15 protein-coding genes, 1 tRNA gene, 2 pseudogenes and 1 riboswitch are annotated in these 14721 nt (G+C 40.1%); of the genes and pseudogenes, 14 read left to right on the top strand and 4 right to left on the bottom strand.

Annotated features, from left to right (window positions below; translation table 11 throughout):
* Positions 1 to 37: 37 nt before the first annotated feature.
* Positions 38 to 1132 (top strand): ferrochelatase, encoded by a 1095-nt coding sequence (gene hemH / locus SM12261_RS05110; RefSeq protein WP_070527626.1) that lies wholly within the window; start codon positions 38 to 40, stop codon positions 1130 to 1132.
* Between the two features lie 41 nt (positions 1133 to 1173).
* Here the strand turns inward: hemH and mscL are convergent, their stop codons facing one another.
* Positions 1174 to 1551 carry a large conductance mechanosensitive channel protein MscL gene (gene mscL / locus SM12261_RS05105; protein WP_033687014.1) on the bottom strand — a complete coding sequence of 126 codons (378 nt, stop codon included), beginning with the start codon at positions 1549 to 1551 and terminating at the stop codon, positions 1174 to 1176.
* Between the two features lie 85 nt (positions 1552 to 1636).
* Positions 1637 to 2068: a GtrA family protein gene (locus tag SM12261_RS05100; protein WP_078228403.1), complete on the bottom strand. Its 432-nt coding sequence runs from the start codon at positions 2066 to 2068 to the stop codon at positions 1637 to 1639.
* A 28-nt stretch (positions 2069 to 2096) separates the two neighbouring features.
* Positions 2097 to 2193, top strand: a riboswitch (PreQ1 riboswitch).
* Between SM12261_RS05100 and SM12261_RS05095 the strand changes: the two genes are divergently transcribed.
* The 4 genes from SM12261_RS05095 to dapA all read left to right on the top strand — a co-directional run bounded on the left by SM12261_RS05095 (position 2191) and on the right by dapA (position 5320).
* Entirely contained in the window at positions 2191 to 2700 is a 510-nt protein-coding gene (locus SM12261_RS05095; RefSeq protein ID WP_078228402.1) for a QueT transporter family protein, read from the top strand. It overlaps the preceding riboswitch by 3 nt.
* Positions 2701 to 2799: 99 nt before the next feature.
* Positions 2800 to 2872 (top strand) — tRNA-Thr (locus tag SM12261_RS05090).
* Positions 2873 to 3251: 379 nt separating this feature from the next.
* On the top strand, positions 3252 to 4328 hold the full coding sequence (locus SM12261_RS05085) for an aspartate-semialdehyde dehydrogenase (protein WP_078228400.1): 1077 nt from the start codon (positions 3252 to 3254) through the stop codon (positions 4326 to 4328).
* 56 nt (positions 4329 to 4384) lie between these two features.
* A complete protein-coding gene (gene dapA, locus SM12261_RS05080) occupies positions 4385 to 5320 on the top strand; it encodes a 4-hydroxy-tetrahydrodipicolinate synthase (RefSeq protein ID WP_078228398.1) in 936 nt (311 codons plus the stop codon).
* A 45-nt stretch (positions 5321 to 5365) separates the two neighbouring features.
* Here dapA and mnmE read toward each other — a convergent pair whose 3' ends face one another.
* Both mnmE and SM12261_RS05070 read right to left on the bottom strand, forming a co-directional pair.
* Positions 5366 to 6739, bottom strand: a complete 1374-nt coding sequence (mnmE, locus tag SM12261_RS05075) for a tRNA uridine-5-carboxymethylaminomethyl(34) synthesis GTPase MnmE (protein WP_078228397.1) — start codon at positions 6737 to 6739, stop codon at positions 5366 to 5368.
* A 137-nt stretch (positions 6740 to 6876) separates the two neighbouring features.
* Positions 6877 to 7059 carry a 4-oxalocrotonate tautomerase gene (locus tag SM12261_RS05070; RefSeq protein WP_001117401.1) on the bottom strand — a complete coding sequence of 61 codons (183 nt, stop codon included), beginning with the start codon at positions 7057 to 7059 and terminating at the stop codon, positions 6877 to 6879.
* 123 nt (positions 7060 to 7182) lie between these two features.
* On the opposite strand from SM12261_RS05070, the gene SM12261_RS05065 reads away from it, so the two are divergent.
* The 9 genes and pseudogenes from SM12261_RS05065 to SM12261_RS05025 all read left to right on the top strand — a co-directional run bounded on the left by SM12261_RS05065 (position 7183) and on the right by SM12261_RS05025 (position 14664).
* Positions 7183 to 7773, top strand: a complete 591-nt coding sequence (locus SM12261_RS05065) for a thymidine kinase (protein ID WP_000068129.1) — start codon at positions 7183 to 7185, stop codon at positions 7771 to 7773.
* Positions 7770 to 8849, top strand: coding sequence for a peptide chain release factor 1 (gene prfA, locus SM12261_RS05060; RefSeq protein WP_001028815.1), 1080 nt, complete (start codon positions 7770 to 7772; stop codon positions 8847 to 8849). The genes SM12261_RS05065 and prfA overlap by 4 nt, the downstream gene beginning before the upstream one ends.
* Positions 8849 to 9685 (top strand): peptide chain release factor N(5)-glutamine methyltransferase, encoded by an 837-nt coding sequence (prmC, locus tag SM12261_RS05055; protein WP_000761870.1) that lies wholly within the window; start codon positions 8849 to 8851, stop codon positions 9683 to 9685. The genes prfA and prmC overlap by 1 nt, the downstream gene beginning before the upstream one ends.
* Complete coding sequence (locus SM12261_RS05050; RefSeq protein ID WP_000969299.1) at positions 9669 to 10271, top strand: L-threonylcarbamoyladenylate synthase; 603 nt, start codon at positions 9669 to 9671, stop codon at positions 10269 to 10271. The genes prmC and SM12261_RS05050 overlap by 17 nt, the downstream gene beginning before the upstream one ends.
* Position 10272: 1 nt before the next feature.
* Positions 10273 to 10704, top strand: a complete 432-nt coding sequence (locus SM12261_RS05045) for a GNAT family N-acetyltransferase (protein ID WP_000942963.1) — start codon at positions 10273 to 10275, stop codon at positions 10702 to 10704.
* Positions 10705 to 10763: 59 nt separating this feature from the next.
* Positions 10764 to 11959, top strand: a pseudogene (gene glyA / locus SM12261_RS05040) (serine hydroxymethyltransferase).
* A 67-nt stretch (positions 11960 to 12026) separates the two neighbouring features.
* Positions 12027 to 13002: pseudogene (locus SM12261_RS05035) on the top strand (nucleoid-associated protein).
* Complete coding sequence (gene pmp23, locus SM12261_RS05030; protein ID WP_023947700.1) at positions 13002 to 13616, top strand: cell wall hydrolase Pmp23; 615 nt, start codon at positions 13002 to 13004, stop codon at positions 13614 to 13616. The pseudogene SM12261_RS05035 and the gene pmp23 overlap by 1 nt, the downstream one beginning before the upstream one ends.
* A gap of 73 nt (positions 13617 to 13689) precedes the next feature.
* Positions 13690 to 14664 (top strand): DUF1002 domain-containing protein, encoded by a 975-nt coding sequence (locus SM12261_RS05025; protein ID WP_001227733.1) that lies wholly within the window; start codon positions 13690 to 13692, stop codon positions 14662 to 14664.
* Positions 14665 to 14721 lie beyond the last annotated feature (57 nt).

The raw sequence follows: 14721 nt of genomic DNA, 5'->3' as shown, positions 1-14721 counted from the left end.
AAAATAAACTTGATAAAAATATCACAAGGAAGCGATTATGAAAAAAGCAATTTTAATGATGACTTTCGGTTCACCAGAAGAGATTACCTTTGAAGGTGTGGCTGATTTTTTCACAAATATTCGTCGTGGAGTGAGACCTCAAGACCATGAGATTCAAACTCTCTATGATAATTATGTACGAATTGGAGGCACGCCTCTGCAAAGAATTACGCGTGAAGAGGTTGCCTTGGTAGAAGCTAGGCTAGGAAATGAATATAGTGTCTATTTTGCCAATAAGTTTTCTAGACCCTTTATCCCAGACGTGATTGGTCAGATGGAAGCAGACGGAATCGAGCAATGTATTTGTTTGATTTTGGAGCCTCATTATTCTTTTTACTCTGTCATGGGTTATGAGAAATTTTTAGAAAGCAAGCAAATTCAGTTTTTGGTCATTAAGGACTGGTATCAAGAAGAGGCCTTGCTAAACTATTGGGCAGATGAAATTGCTAAGATTTTAAAAGATGAAGTGAAGCAGGATAGCTTTAAAGTCATCTTTTCAGCCCATAGTGTACCCATTTTTGCCTTGGATTTTGGCGATCCTTATATCGATCAAATTTTTGAAAATAGCAAGCTAGTCGCTGAAAAACTAGGTTTGAGTTCCGAGCAATATACCAACACTTGGCAGAGTGAAAGTGATATTGGTATTCCATGGATTAAGCCAGATGTTTTGGAGTATCTCAGAGAACAGACAGAACATCCAGACCATTATATTTTTGTACCTATTAGTTTCATCAGTGAGCATATTGAGGTCTTGTTTGACAACGATGTGGAATGTTATGACTTGTGTCAAGAATTGGGTGTGAACTACCATCGACCACCAATGCCAAATACGGATTCTCGCTTGATTGATGCCTTGATCAATACAGTCAGAGCCAATGAACATCAAGAGTTTAAGGAATTTCTCCCAGAAGAAGAAACCTTTGATGAGTTAGTTCCTTCAGACGAGACTAAAAATATCTTGGCCGAATCTCAAGATTTACAAATGCCGGAGTTTGTGAAAAAACTGATTGAGAAAAAAGGTCGGGAAAATGTTAAGATGCCTTATCTTATTAAGAAAATGCTTGAGAAAGCAGGTAAGTTACCGAAAGAGTAAAGAAAAAAGGATTTAGCTTTGTGCTAAATCCTTTTAATCGATTATTTTTTCTCAAGAAGGGCTTTGATTTCTTGAAGTACTTCCAACTCAGTTGGACCAGCTGGAGCTTCCTCAGCAGCTTCTTTCTTAGTAAGACTTTGAGCTTTTTCAATACCTTTGATTACAAAGAAGAGAACAGTACCGATAACTAGGAAGTTGATAACAGCGCTCAAGAATTTACCATATGTAACACCATTCCAAGCAAGCTCAGCGATGTTTTGTACTTTCGCAGCTTCCAAGGCTGGATTCAAAATAAGTGGAGTGATGATATCGTTAACAAGTGATGTAACGATTGCACCAAAAGCAGTGGCAATGATCACACCGACAGCAAGGTCAACAACATTACCACGAAGCAAGAATGCTTTAAGATCTTTTAACATTTTCATAATTTCCTTTCAAAAAACTCTTACACTTAATTATATATTAATTAAGAAATTCTTGCAAGCTATATGTTTAAAATTTTTCTTATTTTTTAAAAATAAATACCTTACTAAAAATGTAATTGAGGATAATTATTAAGAATTGTGCAATAATTGTTTCAATACGATTCACTCTATTAATATTATTATTTACAAATTGCCCGATAATATTAGGAAACTGAGTTACAAAGAGAAAAGTTAAAAACAAGTCTAAAAGAAAGGTAGAAAGACGTGCTATAGTAAATTTTACTAAACGGATTGACCAATTCTGCCTAGCTTGCTTAAATACAATTGTATCATTTGTGATAAAAGCAAATAGGATACCGATTATATTTGCTAGTCCAGTTGCAAGGAGTTCTCTATGAGTTAGTTGATAAATGACTAATCGGGATAGAATCGAAACAAGAGTAGTTGCTATACCAAAAAAGAGGTAGGCAAAGAGTTCATTATCCAAGAGAATTTGAATACATTTTTTCATGCTTTTAGTATAGCATAAAGCAGGCTATTGTGCTATACTAGTAAGGTTGATTCAAGCAACCCTTGGTGCTTAGCTTCTTTCACCAAGCATATTATACGCGGGAAACCGCCAAAGGAGAAAAAATGAAAAAATTAACTATTCGTGATGTTGCAGATATTGCAATCGTCGCTGCTATCTATGTCGTTTTGACTGTTACACCGCCCCTAAATGCTATTAGCTATGGTGCTTATCAGTTCCGTATTTCAGAAATGATGAACTTTATGGCTTTTTACAATCCTAAGTACATCATCGGAGTTACTATCGGTTGTATGATTGCTAATTTCTTTAGCTTCGGACTGCTAGATGTCTTTGTTGGTGGTGGATCAACCCTAGTATTCCTTAGTCTAGGTGTTTGGCTTTTTGCAAAATACAGCAAAGATTACCTCTTTAATGGATTAATTCGAAAAGATCATTTCTTCTTTTCAATCCTCTTTTCAATTTCCATGTTTACTATCGCTGCCGAGTTGAATATCGTAGCGCAATTACCATTTTTCCTTACTTGGTTTACAACAGGGATTGGTGAATTTGCCTCATTGATTATTGGAGCGATTATTATTGGTAAAATTGGTCGTCGAATCGATTTAACTAAATAGAACCAGAAAAGCTAGGTAGCTATTACCTGGCTTTTTCTTATGGAAAATATCTAAGGAAACTTGACAAGATTTTCTAACTATAGTATACTTTTTAAGTAAGCTGATTTAGCTCAGTTGGCAGAGCGCATCCATGGTAAGGATGAGGTCGCCGGTTCAATCCCGGCAATTAGCATGATATTTACAGGGAAACTCTTGAACACAAGAGTTTTTTTCTTATGCTCGTGAGAAAAATTTTGACTTTTGTATAATAAAAGTCATCCTGCAAAAATTTCCTATTGACAAAACCACTTATTTCAAGTAATATAATAGACGCGATGAGTCGATAGGTAGTCTTCAGGCTACTATTGAGCATAAGGAGGTCATAACGCAGGAGCGGACCTTGATGAGTTGTGTGAACCTGCTCATCACATGAAGATGCCTCTTAGTCCCTAGTCTAGCGACTGGGGATTTTTATTTTCCAAAAAATGATGAAAAAGCTTTGCAATTCATGGAAAAAGTAGTATAATACATCTATTATAGAAATTTTTAGAAAATTCCGAAAGAGGTTATTTATGGGATATACAGTTGCTGTAGTCGGCGCGACAGGTGCTGTCGGAGCTCAGATGATAAAAATGTTGGAAGAATCAACACTTCCAATCGATAAAATTCGTTTACTTGCTTCTGCACGTTCAGCAGGCAAGACTTTGAAGTTTAAAGATCAAGATATTACGATTGAAGAAACAACTGAAACAGCTTTTGAAGGAGTTGATATTGCTCTTTTTTCAGCAGGTGGTTCTACATCAGCTAAGTATGCACCATACGCAGTGAAAGCTGGAGCGGTAGTAGTAGATAATACATCTTACTTCCGTCAAAATCCAGATGTTCCTTTGGTTGTACCAGAGGTCAATGCTCACGCACTTGATGCCCACAACGGTATCATTGCCTGCCCTAACTGTTCAACAATCCAAATGATGGTGGCTCTTGAGCCAGTTCGCCAAAAATGGGGCTTGGACCGTATCATTGTTTCAACTTACCAAGCAGTTTCAGGTGCTGGTATGGGAGCAATTCTTGAGACTCAACGTGAACTTCGTGAAGTCTTGAATGATGGAGTGAAACCACGTGATTTACATGCGGAAATCTTGCCTTCAGGTGGTGACAAGAAACACTATCCTATCGCCTTCAATGCTCTTCCACAAATCGATGTCTTCACTGATAATGATTACACTTACGAAGAGATGAAGATGACTAAGGAAACTAAGAAAATTATGGAAGATGACAGTATTGCAGTATCTGCAACATGTGTGCGTATTCCAGTCTTGTCAGCTCACTCTGAGTCAGTTTACATCGAAACAAAAGAAGTGGCTCCAATCGAAGAAGTAAAAGCAGCTATCTCAGCCTTCCCAGGTGCTGTTCTTGAAGATGATGTAGCTCATCAAATTTATCCTCAAGCCATCAATGCCGTGGGTTCACGTGATACCTTTGTTGGTCGTATCCGTAAAGACTTGGATGCAGAAAAAGGAATTCACATGTGGGTTGTTTCAGATAACCTTCTCAAAGGTGCTGCTTGGAACTCAGTTCAGATTGCAGAAACTCTTCACGAACGTGGATTGGTTCGTCCAACAGCTGAATTGAAATTTGAATTAAAATAGTCATATTGTTTAGGAGTTCAGATGAACTCCTTCTTTGAAATAGAGAGGTGTTTCTCATGTCTTATCAAGATTTAAAAGAGTGTAAAATCATCACAGCCTTTATTACTCCCTTCCATGAGGATGGTTCCATCAACTTTGACGCTATTCCAGCCTTGATTGAGCATTTATTGAGCCATCATACGGATGGAATTCTTCTCGCAGGGACGACAGCTGAGAGTCCAACTTTGACTCACGATGAAGAATTGGAGCTATTTGCAGCTGTACAGAAGATTGTCAATGGACGTGTACCTTTGATTGCGGGTGTAGGTACTAATGATACGCGTGACTCTATTGAGTTTGTCAAAGAAGTAGCGGAATTTGGCGGTTTTGCTGCTGGACTTGCTATTGTTCCTTACTACAACAAACCTTCTCAAGAAGGAATGTATCAGCATTTTAAGGCCATTGCAGATGCTTCTGACCTACCAATTATTATCTATAACATTCCAGGGCGTGTAGTTGTAGAATTAACTCCAGAAACCATGCTTCGTTTGGCTGACCATCCAAATATTATTGGTGTCAAAGAATGTACTAGCTTGGCTAATATGGCTTACTTGATTGAGCACAAACCAGAAGAGTTCTTGGTCTATACTGGTGAGGATGGAGATGCTTTCCATGCCATGAACCTTGGTGCGGATGGGGTTATTTCTGTTGCCTCTCATACAAATGGGGATGAGATGCACGAGATGTTCACTGCAATTGCAGAAAGCGATATGAAAAAAGCCGCAGCTATTCAGCGTAAATTCATTCCTAAGGTCAATGCCCTCTTCTCTTATCCAAGTCCTGCTCCTGTTAAGGCGGTTCTTAACTACATGGGATTTGAAGCTGGACCAACTCGTCTACCTCTAGTTCCAGCACAAGAAGAAGATGCCAAACGAATTGTCAAGGTTGTCGTAGATGGCGACTACGAAGCAACCAAGGCAACTGTAACAGGGGTCTTAAGACCAGATTACTAATAAAGACAATAAAATCCATGACCGCAACAACGATCATGGATTTTTCTATTTTCCTAAACAGAATTGACTAAAGAGTTGGGTAATAAGTTCATCAGGAGCAGCATCTCCAGTGATTTCTCCGAGGATTTCCCAAGTACGAGTCAAATCAACTTGAAGCAAATCAACAGGCATCCCCAGTTCAAGACCTTCATTAACAGCTTGTAGGCTTTCTACTGCCTTTTCAATTAGAGAAATGTGACGGGCATTTGACAAGTAAGTAGCATCTTGTTCAACCAAACCAGCGTTTTCAAAGAAGAGGTTGTTAATTCTCTCTTCAATCTTATCAATGTTTTGATTTTTAAGGACTGAAATACGGATGACATCTTCTGGAAGTTCTGAAGCTTCAATTGCTTCAGGAAGATCAGTTTTATTAAGAAGAATAATACGGTTTGTATCTTGGCTAATTTCAAGAAGTTGTCTGTCTTGAGCAGTCAGTGGTTCGCTAGCGTTTAGCACTAGTAGAACTAGGTCAGCTTCCTTGAGGGCTTTTTTTGAACGCTCAACTCCGATTTGTTCCACGATGTCATCCGTTTCACGAATACCAGCTGTGTCAATCAATTTTAGTGGAACACCGTTGATGTTGACGTATTCTTCGATGACATCTCGAGTTGTACCAGCAATATCGGTTACGATTGCCTTGTCTTCACGCAAGAGGTTGTTGAGAAGGCTTGATTTCCCAACGTTAGGGCGTCCGATGATAGCAGTTGAAATTCCTTCACGGAGGATTTTGCCACGACGGGCTGTCCTAAGGAGATTGGTTAGTAATTGTTCAAACTCCATTGTCTTCTCACGGACAACAGCAGTAGTCGCTTCTTCAACATCGTCATACTCAGGATAGTCAATATTCACCTCGACTTGGGCAAGTGTATTGAGGATTTCTTGACGGGTATTATTGATAAGATCAGAAAGGGAACCATCTAATTGTTTGACCGCAATGTTCATGGCCTTGTCTGTCTTGGCACGGATGATATCCATCACTGCCTCAGCTTGAGTCAAGTCCACACGACCGTTTAGAAAGGCACGTTTAGTAAATTCACCAGGTTCTGCCAATCGAGCTCCTTCACGGATAGCTAACTGGAGAATCTCATTGGTCACCGCAATCCCACCGTGGGTGTTAATCTCGATAATATCCTCACGAGTAAAGGTTTTTGGAGACTTCATGGCTCCAACCATGACTTCGTCCATGACTTTACTAGTCAGAGGATCAACAATGTGACCGTAGTTGAGAGTGTGGCTGGCAACCTTGTTCAAGTCTTTTCCTTTAAAAATCTTTTGCGCAATAGCAAAACTTTCTGTTCCGCTCAGGCGGACAATACCAATAGCCCCTTCACCTAGTGGAGTAGATATGGCAGCGATGGTATCAAATTCACGTGTAATCATAATGTTTCCTTTAATTAATAGCTCTTTTCTTGGAAATTTTCCCAAGTATCCTTTCAAATTGTAACAAATTTGAACTATTTCTTCAATGGATGTTACTTGGAGATTGAAAAAGCCTAAGCAATTCTGCTTAAGCTAGCTTATTTGGTGCGCATTTCCCCTTGTGGGAAGTAGGTTCCTTCTGGCATGTCATTGATGATGACATGGACAGCAGATTGAGGTGCTCCAGTGTTACGGACAACAGCTTCCGTTACTTCCTTAGCAAGAGCTTTCTTTTGCTCGAGCGTGCGTCCTTCAAATAAATCGATGCGTACAAATGGCATAATGGCTTCCTCCACTAGTTTTTGATTTCTTCTATTTTACCACATTTTGCCGTTTAAAGCTTAAGAAAATTATGATATACTAGAATGTAGCAAAAATTTAGAAATGGACGTGAAGCAAGAAACATGGCACAGTTGTACTATCGTTATGGGACCATGAACTCTGGTAAGACAATCGAGATTCTTAAAGTAGCCTATAACTATGAGGAGCAAGGAAAAGGTGTTGTGATTATGACCTCAGCTCTTGATACGCGTGACGGTGTTGGCTATGTGTCGAGTCGAATCGGTATGAAACGCCCTGCCATTGCGATTGAGGAAACAACTGATATCTTCGGTTATATCCGAGATTTACCAGAAAAACCTTACTGTGTGTTGGTTGATGAAGCCCAGTTTCTCAAGCGTCATCATGTTTATGACCTAGCTCGTGTTGTTGATGAGTTAGATATACCCGTCATGGCTTTTGGTTTGAAGAATGACTTTCGCAATGAGTTGTTCGAAGGTTCAAAATACCTCTTGCTCTTAGCAGACAAGATTGAAGAAATCAAGACCATCTGTCAGTACTGTAAGAAAAAGGCGACTATGGTGTTGCGAACTCAAGATGGTGTGCCAGTCTATGATGGCGAACAAATTCAGATCGGTGGAAATGAAACCTATATCTCAGTTTGCCGTAAACATTATTTTGCCCCTGAAATCAATAAGGAGAATGAAGAAAAATGAACATCTATGATCAACTACAAGCTGTAGAAGACCGTTATGAAGAATTAGGAGAGTTGCTCAGTGACCCAGATGTGGTTTCGGACACCAAGCGTTTCATGGAGCTTTCAAAAGAAGAGGCTTCTACTCGTGATACGGTAACTGCCTACCGTGAGTACAAACAAGTCCTTCAAAACATCGTTGATGCAGAAGAGATGATTAAAGAATCTGGCGGGGATGCGGACTTGGAAGAAATGGCCAAGCAAGAGCTCAAAGATGCCAAGGCTGAAAAAGAAGAATACGAAGAAAAACTCAAAATTTTGCTCCTTCCAAAGGATCCAAACGATGACAAGAACATCATTCTTGAAATCCGTGGCGCCGCTGGTGGAGACGAAGCAGCACTTTTCGCTGGAGATTTGCTAACCATGTACCAAAAGTATGCTGAAGCTCAAGGCTGGCGCTTTGAAGTCATGGAGGCTTCTATGAATGGTGTCGGTGGTTTCAAAGAAGTGGTTGCCATGGTTTCGGGGCAATCTGTTTACTCTAAACTCAAGTACGAATCTGGTGCTCATCGTGTGCAACGTGTTCCTGTGACAGAAAGCCAAGGCCGTGTTCATACTTCGACAGCAACAGTTCTTGTCATGCCTGAAGTCGAAGAAGTAGAATACGATATTGATCCAAAAGACCTTCGTGTCGACATCTATCACGCCTCTGGTGCTGGGGGACAGAACGTCAATAAGGTTGCGACAGCAGTTCGTATCGTTCACTTGCCAACCAATATCAAGGTTGAGATGCAGGAAGAACGTACCCAGCAGAAGAACCGTGAGAAGGCCATGAAAATCATCCGTGCGCGTGTTGCTGACCACTTTGCACAAATTGCTCAGGATGAACAAGACGCTGAGCGTAAGTCTACTATCGGTACTGGTGACCGTTCAGAACGGATTCGTACTTACAATTTCCCACAAAATCGTGTCACAGATCACCGTATCGGCTTGACCCTCCAAAAACTAGATACCATTTTGTCTGGTAAATTGGATGAAGTTGTGGATGCCTTGGTTCTTTATGACCAAACGCAAAAATTAGAAGAATTAAACAAATAATGAAATTAGCTCAATTATTTTCAGATTTTGAAGAAGAATTGATAAGACAAGGAGAGGAAGCAGAAAGCCTCTCTTTTGTCTATCGTAGCCTGAAAAATCTATCTTTTACGGACTTTGTTTTTGCCCTCCAGCAGGAAGTGACTGAAGAGGAAGAAGTATTTGTAAAAGAAATTTTCCAACAGTTAGCAACTCATAAACCGGCACAGTACATCATTGGACAGGCAGATTTTTATGGAATGCAGTTAAAAGTTGATGAGCGAGTATTGATCCCTCGTCCAGAAACAGAGGAGTTGGTGGAGCTTATCCTGGCTGAAAATCCTGAGACGAATTTTTCAGTTCTGGATATCGGAACAGGTAGTGGAGCCATTGCCCTTGCATTAGCAAAAAACAGATCAGCTTGGTCGGTGACGGCAGCAGATATTTCCCAAGAGGCTCTTAACCTTGCGTCCGAGAATGCTAAAAATCAAAAACTTAATATATTTTTCAAAAAATCTGATTGTTTTGCAGAAATTTCTGAAAAATATGATATAATTGTATCCAATCCACCCTATATCTCTCGTGAAGATGAGTCAGAGGTTGGCTTGAATGTCTTGCATTCGGAACCTCATCTAGCTCTTTTTGCAGACGAGGATGGCCTAGCTATTTACCGTAGAATTGCGGAAGATGCAACAGACTATCTCAAAGATGGTGGTAAGATTTACCTTGAAATTGGATACAAGCAAGGTCAAAGTGTTCCTGAACTTTTTAGGAAACATCTTCCTGAAAAACGATTACGAACACTTAAGGACCAGTTTGGTCAAGATAGGATGGTTGTAATTGATGATGGACAGGATTAGACAAGAGTTGGAAAATGGTGGAGCGGTCGTTCTACCTACTGAGACAGTTTACGGTCTCTTTGCCAAGGCTCTAGACGAAAAAGCAGTTGACCATGTTTACCAACTCAAACGTCGTCCAAGAGATAAGGCGCTTAACCTCAATATCGCCTCTCTAGAGGACATCTTGCACTTTTCTAAGAATCAGCCAACTTATCTACAAAAACTTGTAGAGACCTTTTTACCAGGTCCCTTAACCATTATTCTCGAAGCTAATGACCGAGTTCCCTATTGGGTCAATTCTGGTCTTGCAACTGTTGGATTTCGGATGCCTAGTCATCCCATTACCCTTGATTTGATTCGAGAGACAGGACCTCTGATTGGACCGTCAGCTAATATCTCAGGTCAGGCAAGTGGAGTGACTTTTAATCAAATTCTAGAGGATTTTGACCAAGAGGTTTTGGGTTTGGAAGACGATCCTTTTCTAACTGGACAGGATTCAACTATTTTGGATTTGTCTGGAGACAAGGTGAAAATCTTACGCCAAGGGGCCATTAAGCGAGAAGATATTCTTGCTCGGTTGCCAGAGATTTCTTTTGAGGAGGAATGAGATGTTAAGAGACTTAAGAGAAACTGATGTGAAAGCAATATGTGAGATCAACCAAGATGCTTTGGGCTATTCTTTTAGTCCAGAGGAAACGGCTAGTCAATTAGCTAGACTATCTCAGGATTCCCATCATTTCTTACTTGCTTATGAGGATGAATCTACTCATGCCTTGCTTGGATATGTCCACGCTGAGGTCTATGAATCACTTTATTCTAAAGCAGGATTTAATATTTTAGCTTTAGCAGTTTCACCTCAAGCACAAGGGCAAGGTATTGGTAAAAGCTTATTACAAGGGTTGGATCAAGAAGCAAAAAGACGTGGTTATGGGTTTATCCGCTTAAACTCTGCCGATCATCGTCTGGGTGCTCATGCATTTTATGAAAAAGTTGGTTATACTTGTGATAAAGTGCAGAAACGATTTATTCGCATCTTTTAGTTTATTTTCTTGTTGCAAAACAAACTAAAGGACCAGTCACACTATAAAGGAGAAGACCTATGATTTTTGACAAAGACGATTTTAAAGCATATGATGCTGATCTCTGGAATGCTATTGCCAAAGAAGAGGAACGCCAACAAAACAACATTGAGTTGATTGCTTCGGAAAACGTAGTTTCCAAGGCAGTTATGGCAGCTCAAGGGTCTATCTTGACGAATAAATACGCTGAAGGTTACCCAGGACGCCGTTATTATGGTGGAACAGATGTAGTAGACGTGGTGGAATCTCTAGCCATTGAACGCGCAAAAGAAATTTTCGGTGCAAAATTTGCCAATGTCCAACCACACTCAGGAAGCCAAGCTAACTGTGCAGCTTACATGGCCTTGATTGAGCCTGGCGATACGGTTATGGGAATGGATTTGGCTGCAGGTGGTCACTTGACTCATGGGGCTCCTGTTAGCTTCTCAGGTCAAACCTACAACTTTGTTTCTTATAGTGTTGATCCTGAAACGGAACTCTTGGATTTTGATGCTATCTTGAAACAAGCCCAAGAAGTAAAACCAAAATTGATCGTAGCAGGTGCTTCAGCCTATTCTCAAATTATCGACTTCTCAAAATTCCGTGAAATCGCAGATGCTGTTGGGGCTAAGCTTATGGTGGATATGGCCCATATCGCTGGTTTGGTTGCAGCTGGTTTTCACCCAAGCCCAGTGCCATACGCTCATATCACTACAACAACGACCCACAAAACTCTTCGTGGCCCACGTGGTGGTTTGATTTTGACCAATGATGAAGACTTAGCTAAGAAAATTAATTCAGCTATTTTCCCAGGTATTCAGGGTGGTCCTTTGGAGCATGTTGTGGCAGCTAAGGCTGTTTCTTTCAAAGAAGTTTTGGATCCAGCCTTCAAGGAATATGCTGCCAATGTTATCAAGAACAGCAAGACTATGGCAGATGTCTTCTTGCAAGACCCTGATTTTCGTATCATTTCTGGAGGAACTGAAAACCACCTCTTCCTAGTGGATGTGACTAAAGTTGTAGAAAACGGCAAAGTTGCTCAAAACTTGCTGGATGAAGTCAATATTACCCTAAATAAAAACTCAATCCCTTACGAAAGCTTGTCACCATTCAAGACAAGTGGTATTCGTATCGGAGCAGCAGCCATTACTGCTCGGAGCTCCCTCACCAAGAAAGTCGCAAAGTGAAAGAACTTATTTTATAAACCTTTAAGAATGCAGAAAATGAAGCTGTCTAAAAAGAAAAAAGAAGTGCGGTTAAAGAATTAACAGATGCCTTCCCATTATACGAGGACTAAAACTTTTATGGACATTTATATTAAGAAAGCTATTCTTTCATCAGTTCAGTCCGGATGACACCGACCTGTTCCTAGCGGATAAGTTTCTCAATATTACTCCAAAAATCGAAGAATACTTGCGTAAAAAAATTGAACGTGTGTATTCAGATGAAGCCAAGTCTGGGATTTTCGAGGAAGAAAATCCCTTCTTCAATCATATTACAGACGATTTGTTGGAGACATCAGTAACGCTGGCTAATCTCTGGAAAGAGGAGTTCAGCATTTCCGAAAATCTCAAGACCAATGACTTGATTTTTGTGCAATTTTCTAAAGAAGGTGTAGAACATTTCGCTTTCTTGAGAATTGCCCTGAGGGAGACCTTGACCCACCTTGGTGGAGAAGTTGATAATCCAATCAAGCTAACTCAGAATAACTTGCCTGGATTTGGAACGAGTGCCGACGAAGCCTTGGTGGTTAATCTTCAGAGTCGCAAGTACCACCTGATCGAGAAACGAATTAAGTACAATGGAACTTTTTTGAACTACTTTTCAGACAATCTTCTTGCTGTCGCTCCTAAGATTTCTCCTAAGAAATCTATCAAAGAACTGGAAAAGACAGCCCAGAGAATTGCCGAATCTTTTAATACAGATGATTTTCAATTTCAATCTAAAGTAAAATCAGCGATTTTCAACAACTTAGAAGAAAGCAATGAACTGTCGCCAGAGAAATTGGCCAACGACCTTTTTGACAATAATCTGACGGCTCGTTTGAGCTTTATTGATCAAGTCAAGGAAGCCGTACCAGAGCCTGTTCAATTTGATGAAATTGATGCCAGTCGTCAGCTTAAAAAATTTGAAAACCAAAAACTTTCCTTGTCAAATGGAATTGAGCTTATCGTTCCCAATAACGTCTATCAAGACGCCGAGTCTGTTGAGTTTATCCAAAACGACAATGGAACCTACTCTATCTTAATCAAAAATATCGAGGATATCCAAAGTAAATAATGTTTAAACGAATTCGAAGAGTGCTTGTACTAGCAGTCTTCCTTTTTGCTGGATATAAAGCTTACCGCGTTCACCAAGATGTCAAGCAAGTCATGACCTATCAACCCATGGTGCGAGAAATCTTGAGTGAAAGAGACACCCCAGCAAACGAAGAGCTTGTGCTCGCTATGATTTATACCGAAACAAAAGGAAAAGAAGGCGATGTTATGCAGTCTAGTGAGTCTGCTAGTGGCGCTACCAATACCATCAATGATAATGCCTCTAGCATTCGGCAAGGCGTTCAAACTCTGACAGACAATCTCTATCTGGCCCAGAAGAAGGGGGTAGATGTCTGGACGGCTGTTCAAGCCTACAATTTTGGACCTGCCTATATAGATTTTATCGCCCAAAATGGCAAGGAAAACACCTTAGCTCTGGCCAAACAGTACTCTCGTGATACTGTTGCTCCCTTGCTTGGTAATACCACTGGAAAGACTTATAGTTATATTCACCCCATTTCCGTTTTTCACGGTGCCGAACTCTATGTAAATGGAGGAAACTATTATTATTCTAGACAGGTGCAACTTAACCTTTACATTATCAAATGTTTCACTCTCTTTTCGACATCTGGTTAGTCCAGATGTTTTTGTTATAAGTTTTCTTTAAGATAGATATATTACTCTAGAAAGGTAAAGGAGGAAATTCCCTATGAGAAAGAAACTCTTTCTGTCCAGTGTTGCGGTCTTGTGGGCAGTAACAGCTATGAATAGTGTCCATGCAGCAACAGATGTTCAAAAAGTTATCGATGAAACCTACGTCCAACCTGAATATGTCCTAGGTTCATCATTGTCTGAAGACCAAAAAAATCAAACCCTTAAAAAACTAGGCTACAATGCCTCAACAGACACCAAAGAACTCAAGACCATGACACCTGATGTCTATTCTAAGATTATGAATGTGGCCAATGACCCTAGCTTACAATTGTATTCATCAGCCAAGATTCAAAAGCTAGGGGACAAATCGCCACTTGAGGTCAAGATTGAAACACCTGAAAACATCACTAAGGTAACTCAGGATATGTACCGAAATGCAGCCGTAACTTTGGGTGTGGAACACGCCAAAATCACTGTAGCAGCCCCCATTCCAGTTACAGGAGAAAGTGCTTTAGCAGGGATTTATTATTCGCTAGAGGCTAATGGAGCCAAGGTACCGCAAGCCAATAAAGATTTGGCTCAAGAAGAGTTGAAGGCTTTGTCAGATATCAATGCTGAAAACAAGGACAAAACTGGCTATGATGCTAATAAATTAAACGTTGCCCTAGCCGATATCAAGTCAGGACTCGCCAAAGCTAAAGAAAGCAAGGGAAATCTGACAGAGGAAGATGTTCGTAAAATTGTTGAAGATACCTTGAAAAATTACAAACTTGATCAGGTTATAACAGGAAACCAGATCAATATCATCATCAATTTTGCTTTGAATCTCTCAAAGAGTGATATCCTCAGCAATACAGACTTCACTAAAACCTTGAATGACCTGAAACAAAGTATTGTTTCACAAGCTGGCGACAGTTTTAAAAATATCAACCTTAACTTTGATGCTGATAAGGCGCTAGAGGACGGTGGTAACTTCTTAAGCTCCCTCTGGCAAGCCATTGTCAACTTCTTCAAGAGTTTTGGTTCTTAAGAAATTTCATGGTATAATAGATGGTAACCGTAACGTTGCCGTCTTTTTTGTCGGCCA

The organism is Streptococcus mitis NCTC 12261, from assembly GCF_000148585.2.
In the GTDB taxonomy this organism is placed as follows: Bacteria; Bacillota; Bacilli; order Lactobacillales; family Streptococcaceae; genus Streptococcus; species Streptococcus mitis.
The sequence above is the reverse complement of the archived record's forward strand: the minus strand, read 5'-3'. Positions and strand labels throughout refer to the sequence as shown.

Excerpts from the sequence above, each read along its gene's own strand:
- prfA (WP_001028815.1), top strand. The coding sequence starts at position 7,770 with ATGAACATCTATGATCAACTACAAGCTGTAGAAGACCGTTATGAAGAA.
- dapA (WP_078228398.1), top strand. The coding sequence starts at position 4,385 with ATGTCTTATCAAGATTTAAAAGAGTGTAAAATCATCACAGCCTTTATT.
- SM12261_RS05085 (WP_078228400.1), top strand. The coding sequence starts at position 3,252 with ATGGGATATACAGTTGCTGTAGTCGGCGCGACAGGTGCTGTCGGAGCT.
- SM12261_RS05025 (WP_001227733.1), top strand. The coding sequence starts at position 13,690 with ATGAGAAAGAAACTCTTTCTGTCCAGTGTTGCGGTCTTGTGGGCAGTA.
- SM12261_RS05045 (WP_000942963.1), top strand. The coding sequence starts at position 10,273 with ATGTTAAGAGACTTAAGAGAAACTGATGTGAAAGCAATATGTGAGATC.
- SM12261_RS05100 (WP_078228403.1), bottom strand. The coding sequence starts at position 2,068 with ATGAAAAAATGTATTCAAATTCTCTTGGATAATGAACTCTTTGCCTAC.
- pmp23 (WP_023947700.1), top strand. The coding sequence starts at position 13,002 with ATGTTTAAACGAATTCGAAGAGTGCTTGTACTAGCAGTCTTCCTTTTT.
- hemH (WP_070527626.1), top strand. The coding sequence starts at position 38 with ATGAAAAAAGCAATTTTAATGATGACTTTCGGTTCACCAGAAGAGATT.
- mnmE (WP_078228397.1), bottom strand. The coding sequence starts at position 6,739 with ATGATTACACGTGAATTTGATACCATCGCTGCCATATCTACTCCACTA.
- mscL (WP_033687014.1), bottom strand. The coding sequence starts at position 1,551 with ATGTTAAAAGATCTTAAAGCATTCTTGCTTCGTGGTAATGTTGTTGAC.
- prmC (WP_000761870.1), top strand. The coding sequence starts at position 8,849 with ATGAAATTAGCTCAATTATTTTCAGATTTTGAAGAAGAATTGATAAGA.
- SM12261_RS05050 (WP_000969299.1), top strand. The coding sequence starts at position 9,669 with ATGATGGACAGGATTAGACAAGAGTTGGAAAATGGTGGAGCGGTCGTT.
- SM12261_RS05095 (WP_078228402.1), top strand. The coding sequence starts at position 2,191 with ATGAAAAAATTAACTATTCGTGATGTTGCAGATATTGCAATCGTCGCT.
- SM12261_RS05065 (WP_000068129.1), top strand. The coding sequence starts at position 7,183 with ATGGCACAGTTGTACTATCGTTATGGGACCATGAACTCTGGTAAGACA.
- SM12261_RS05070 (WP_001117401.1), bottom strand. The coding sequence starts at position 7,059 with ATGCCATTTGTACGCATCGATTTATTTGAAGGACGCACGCTCGAGCAA.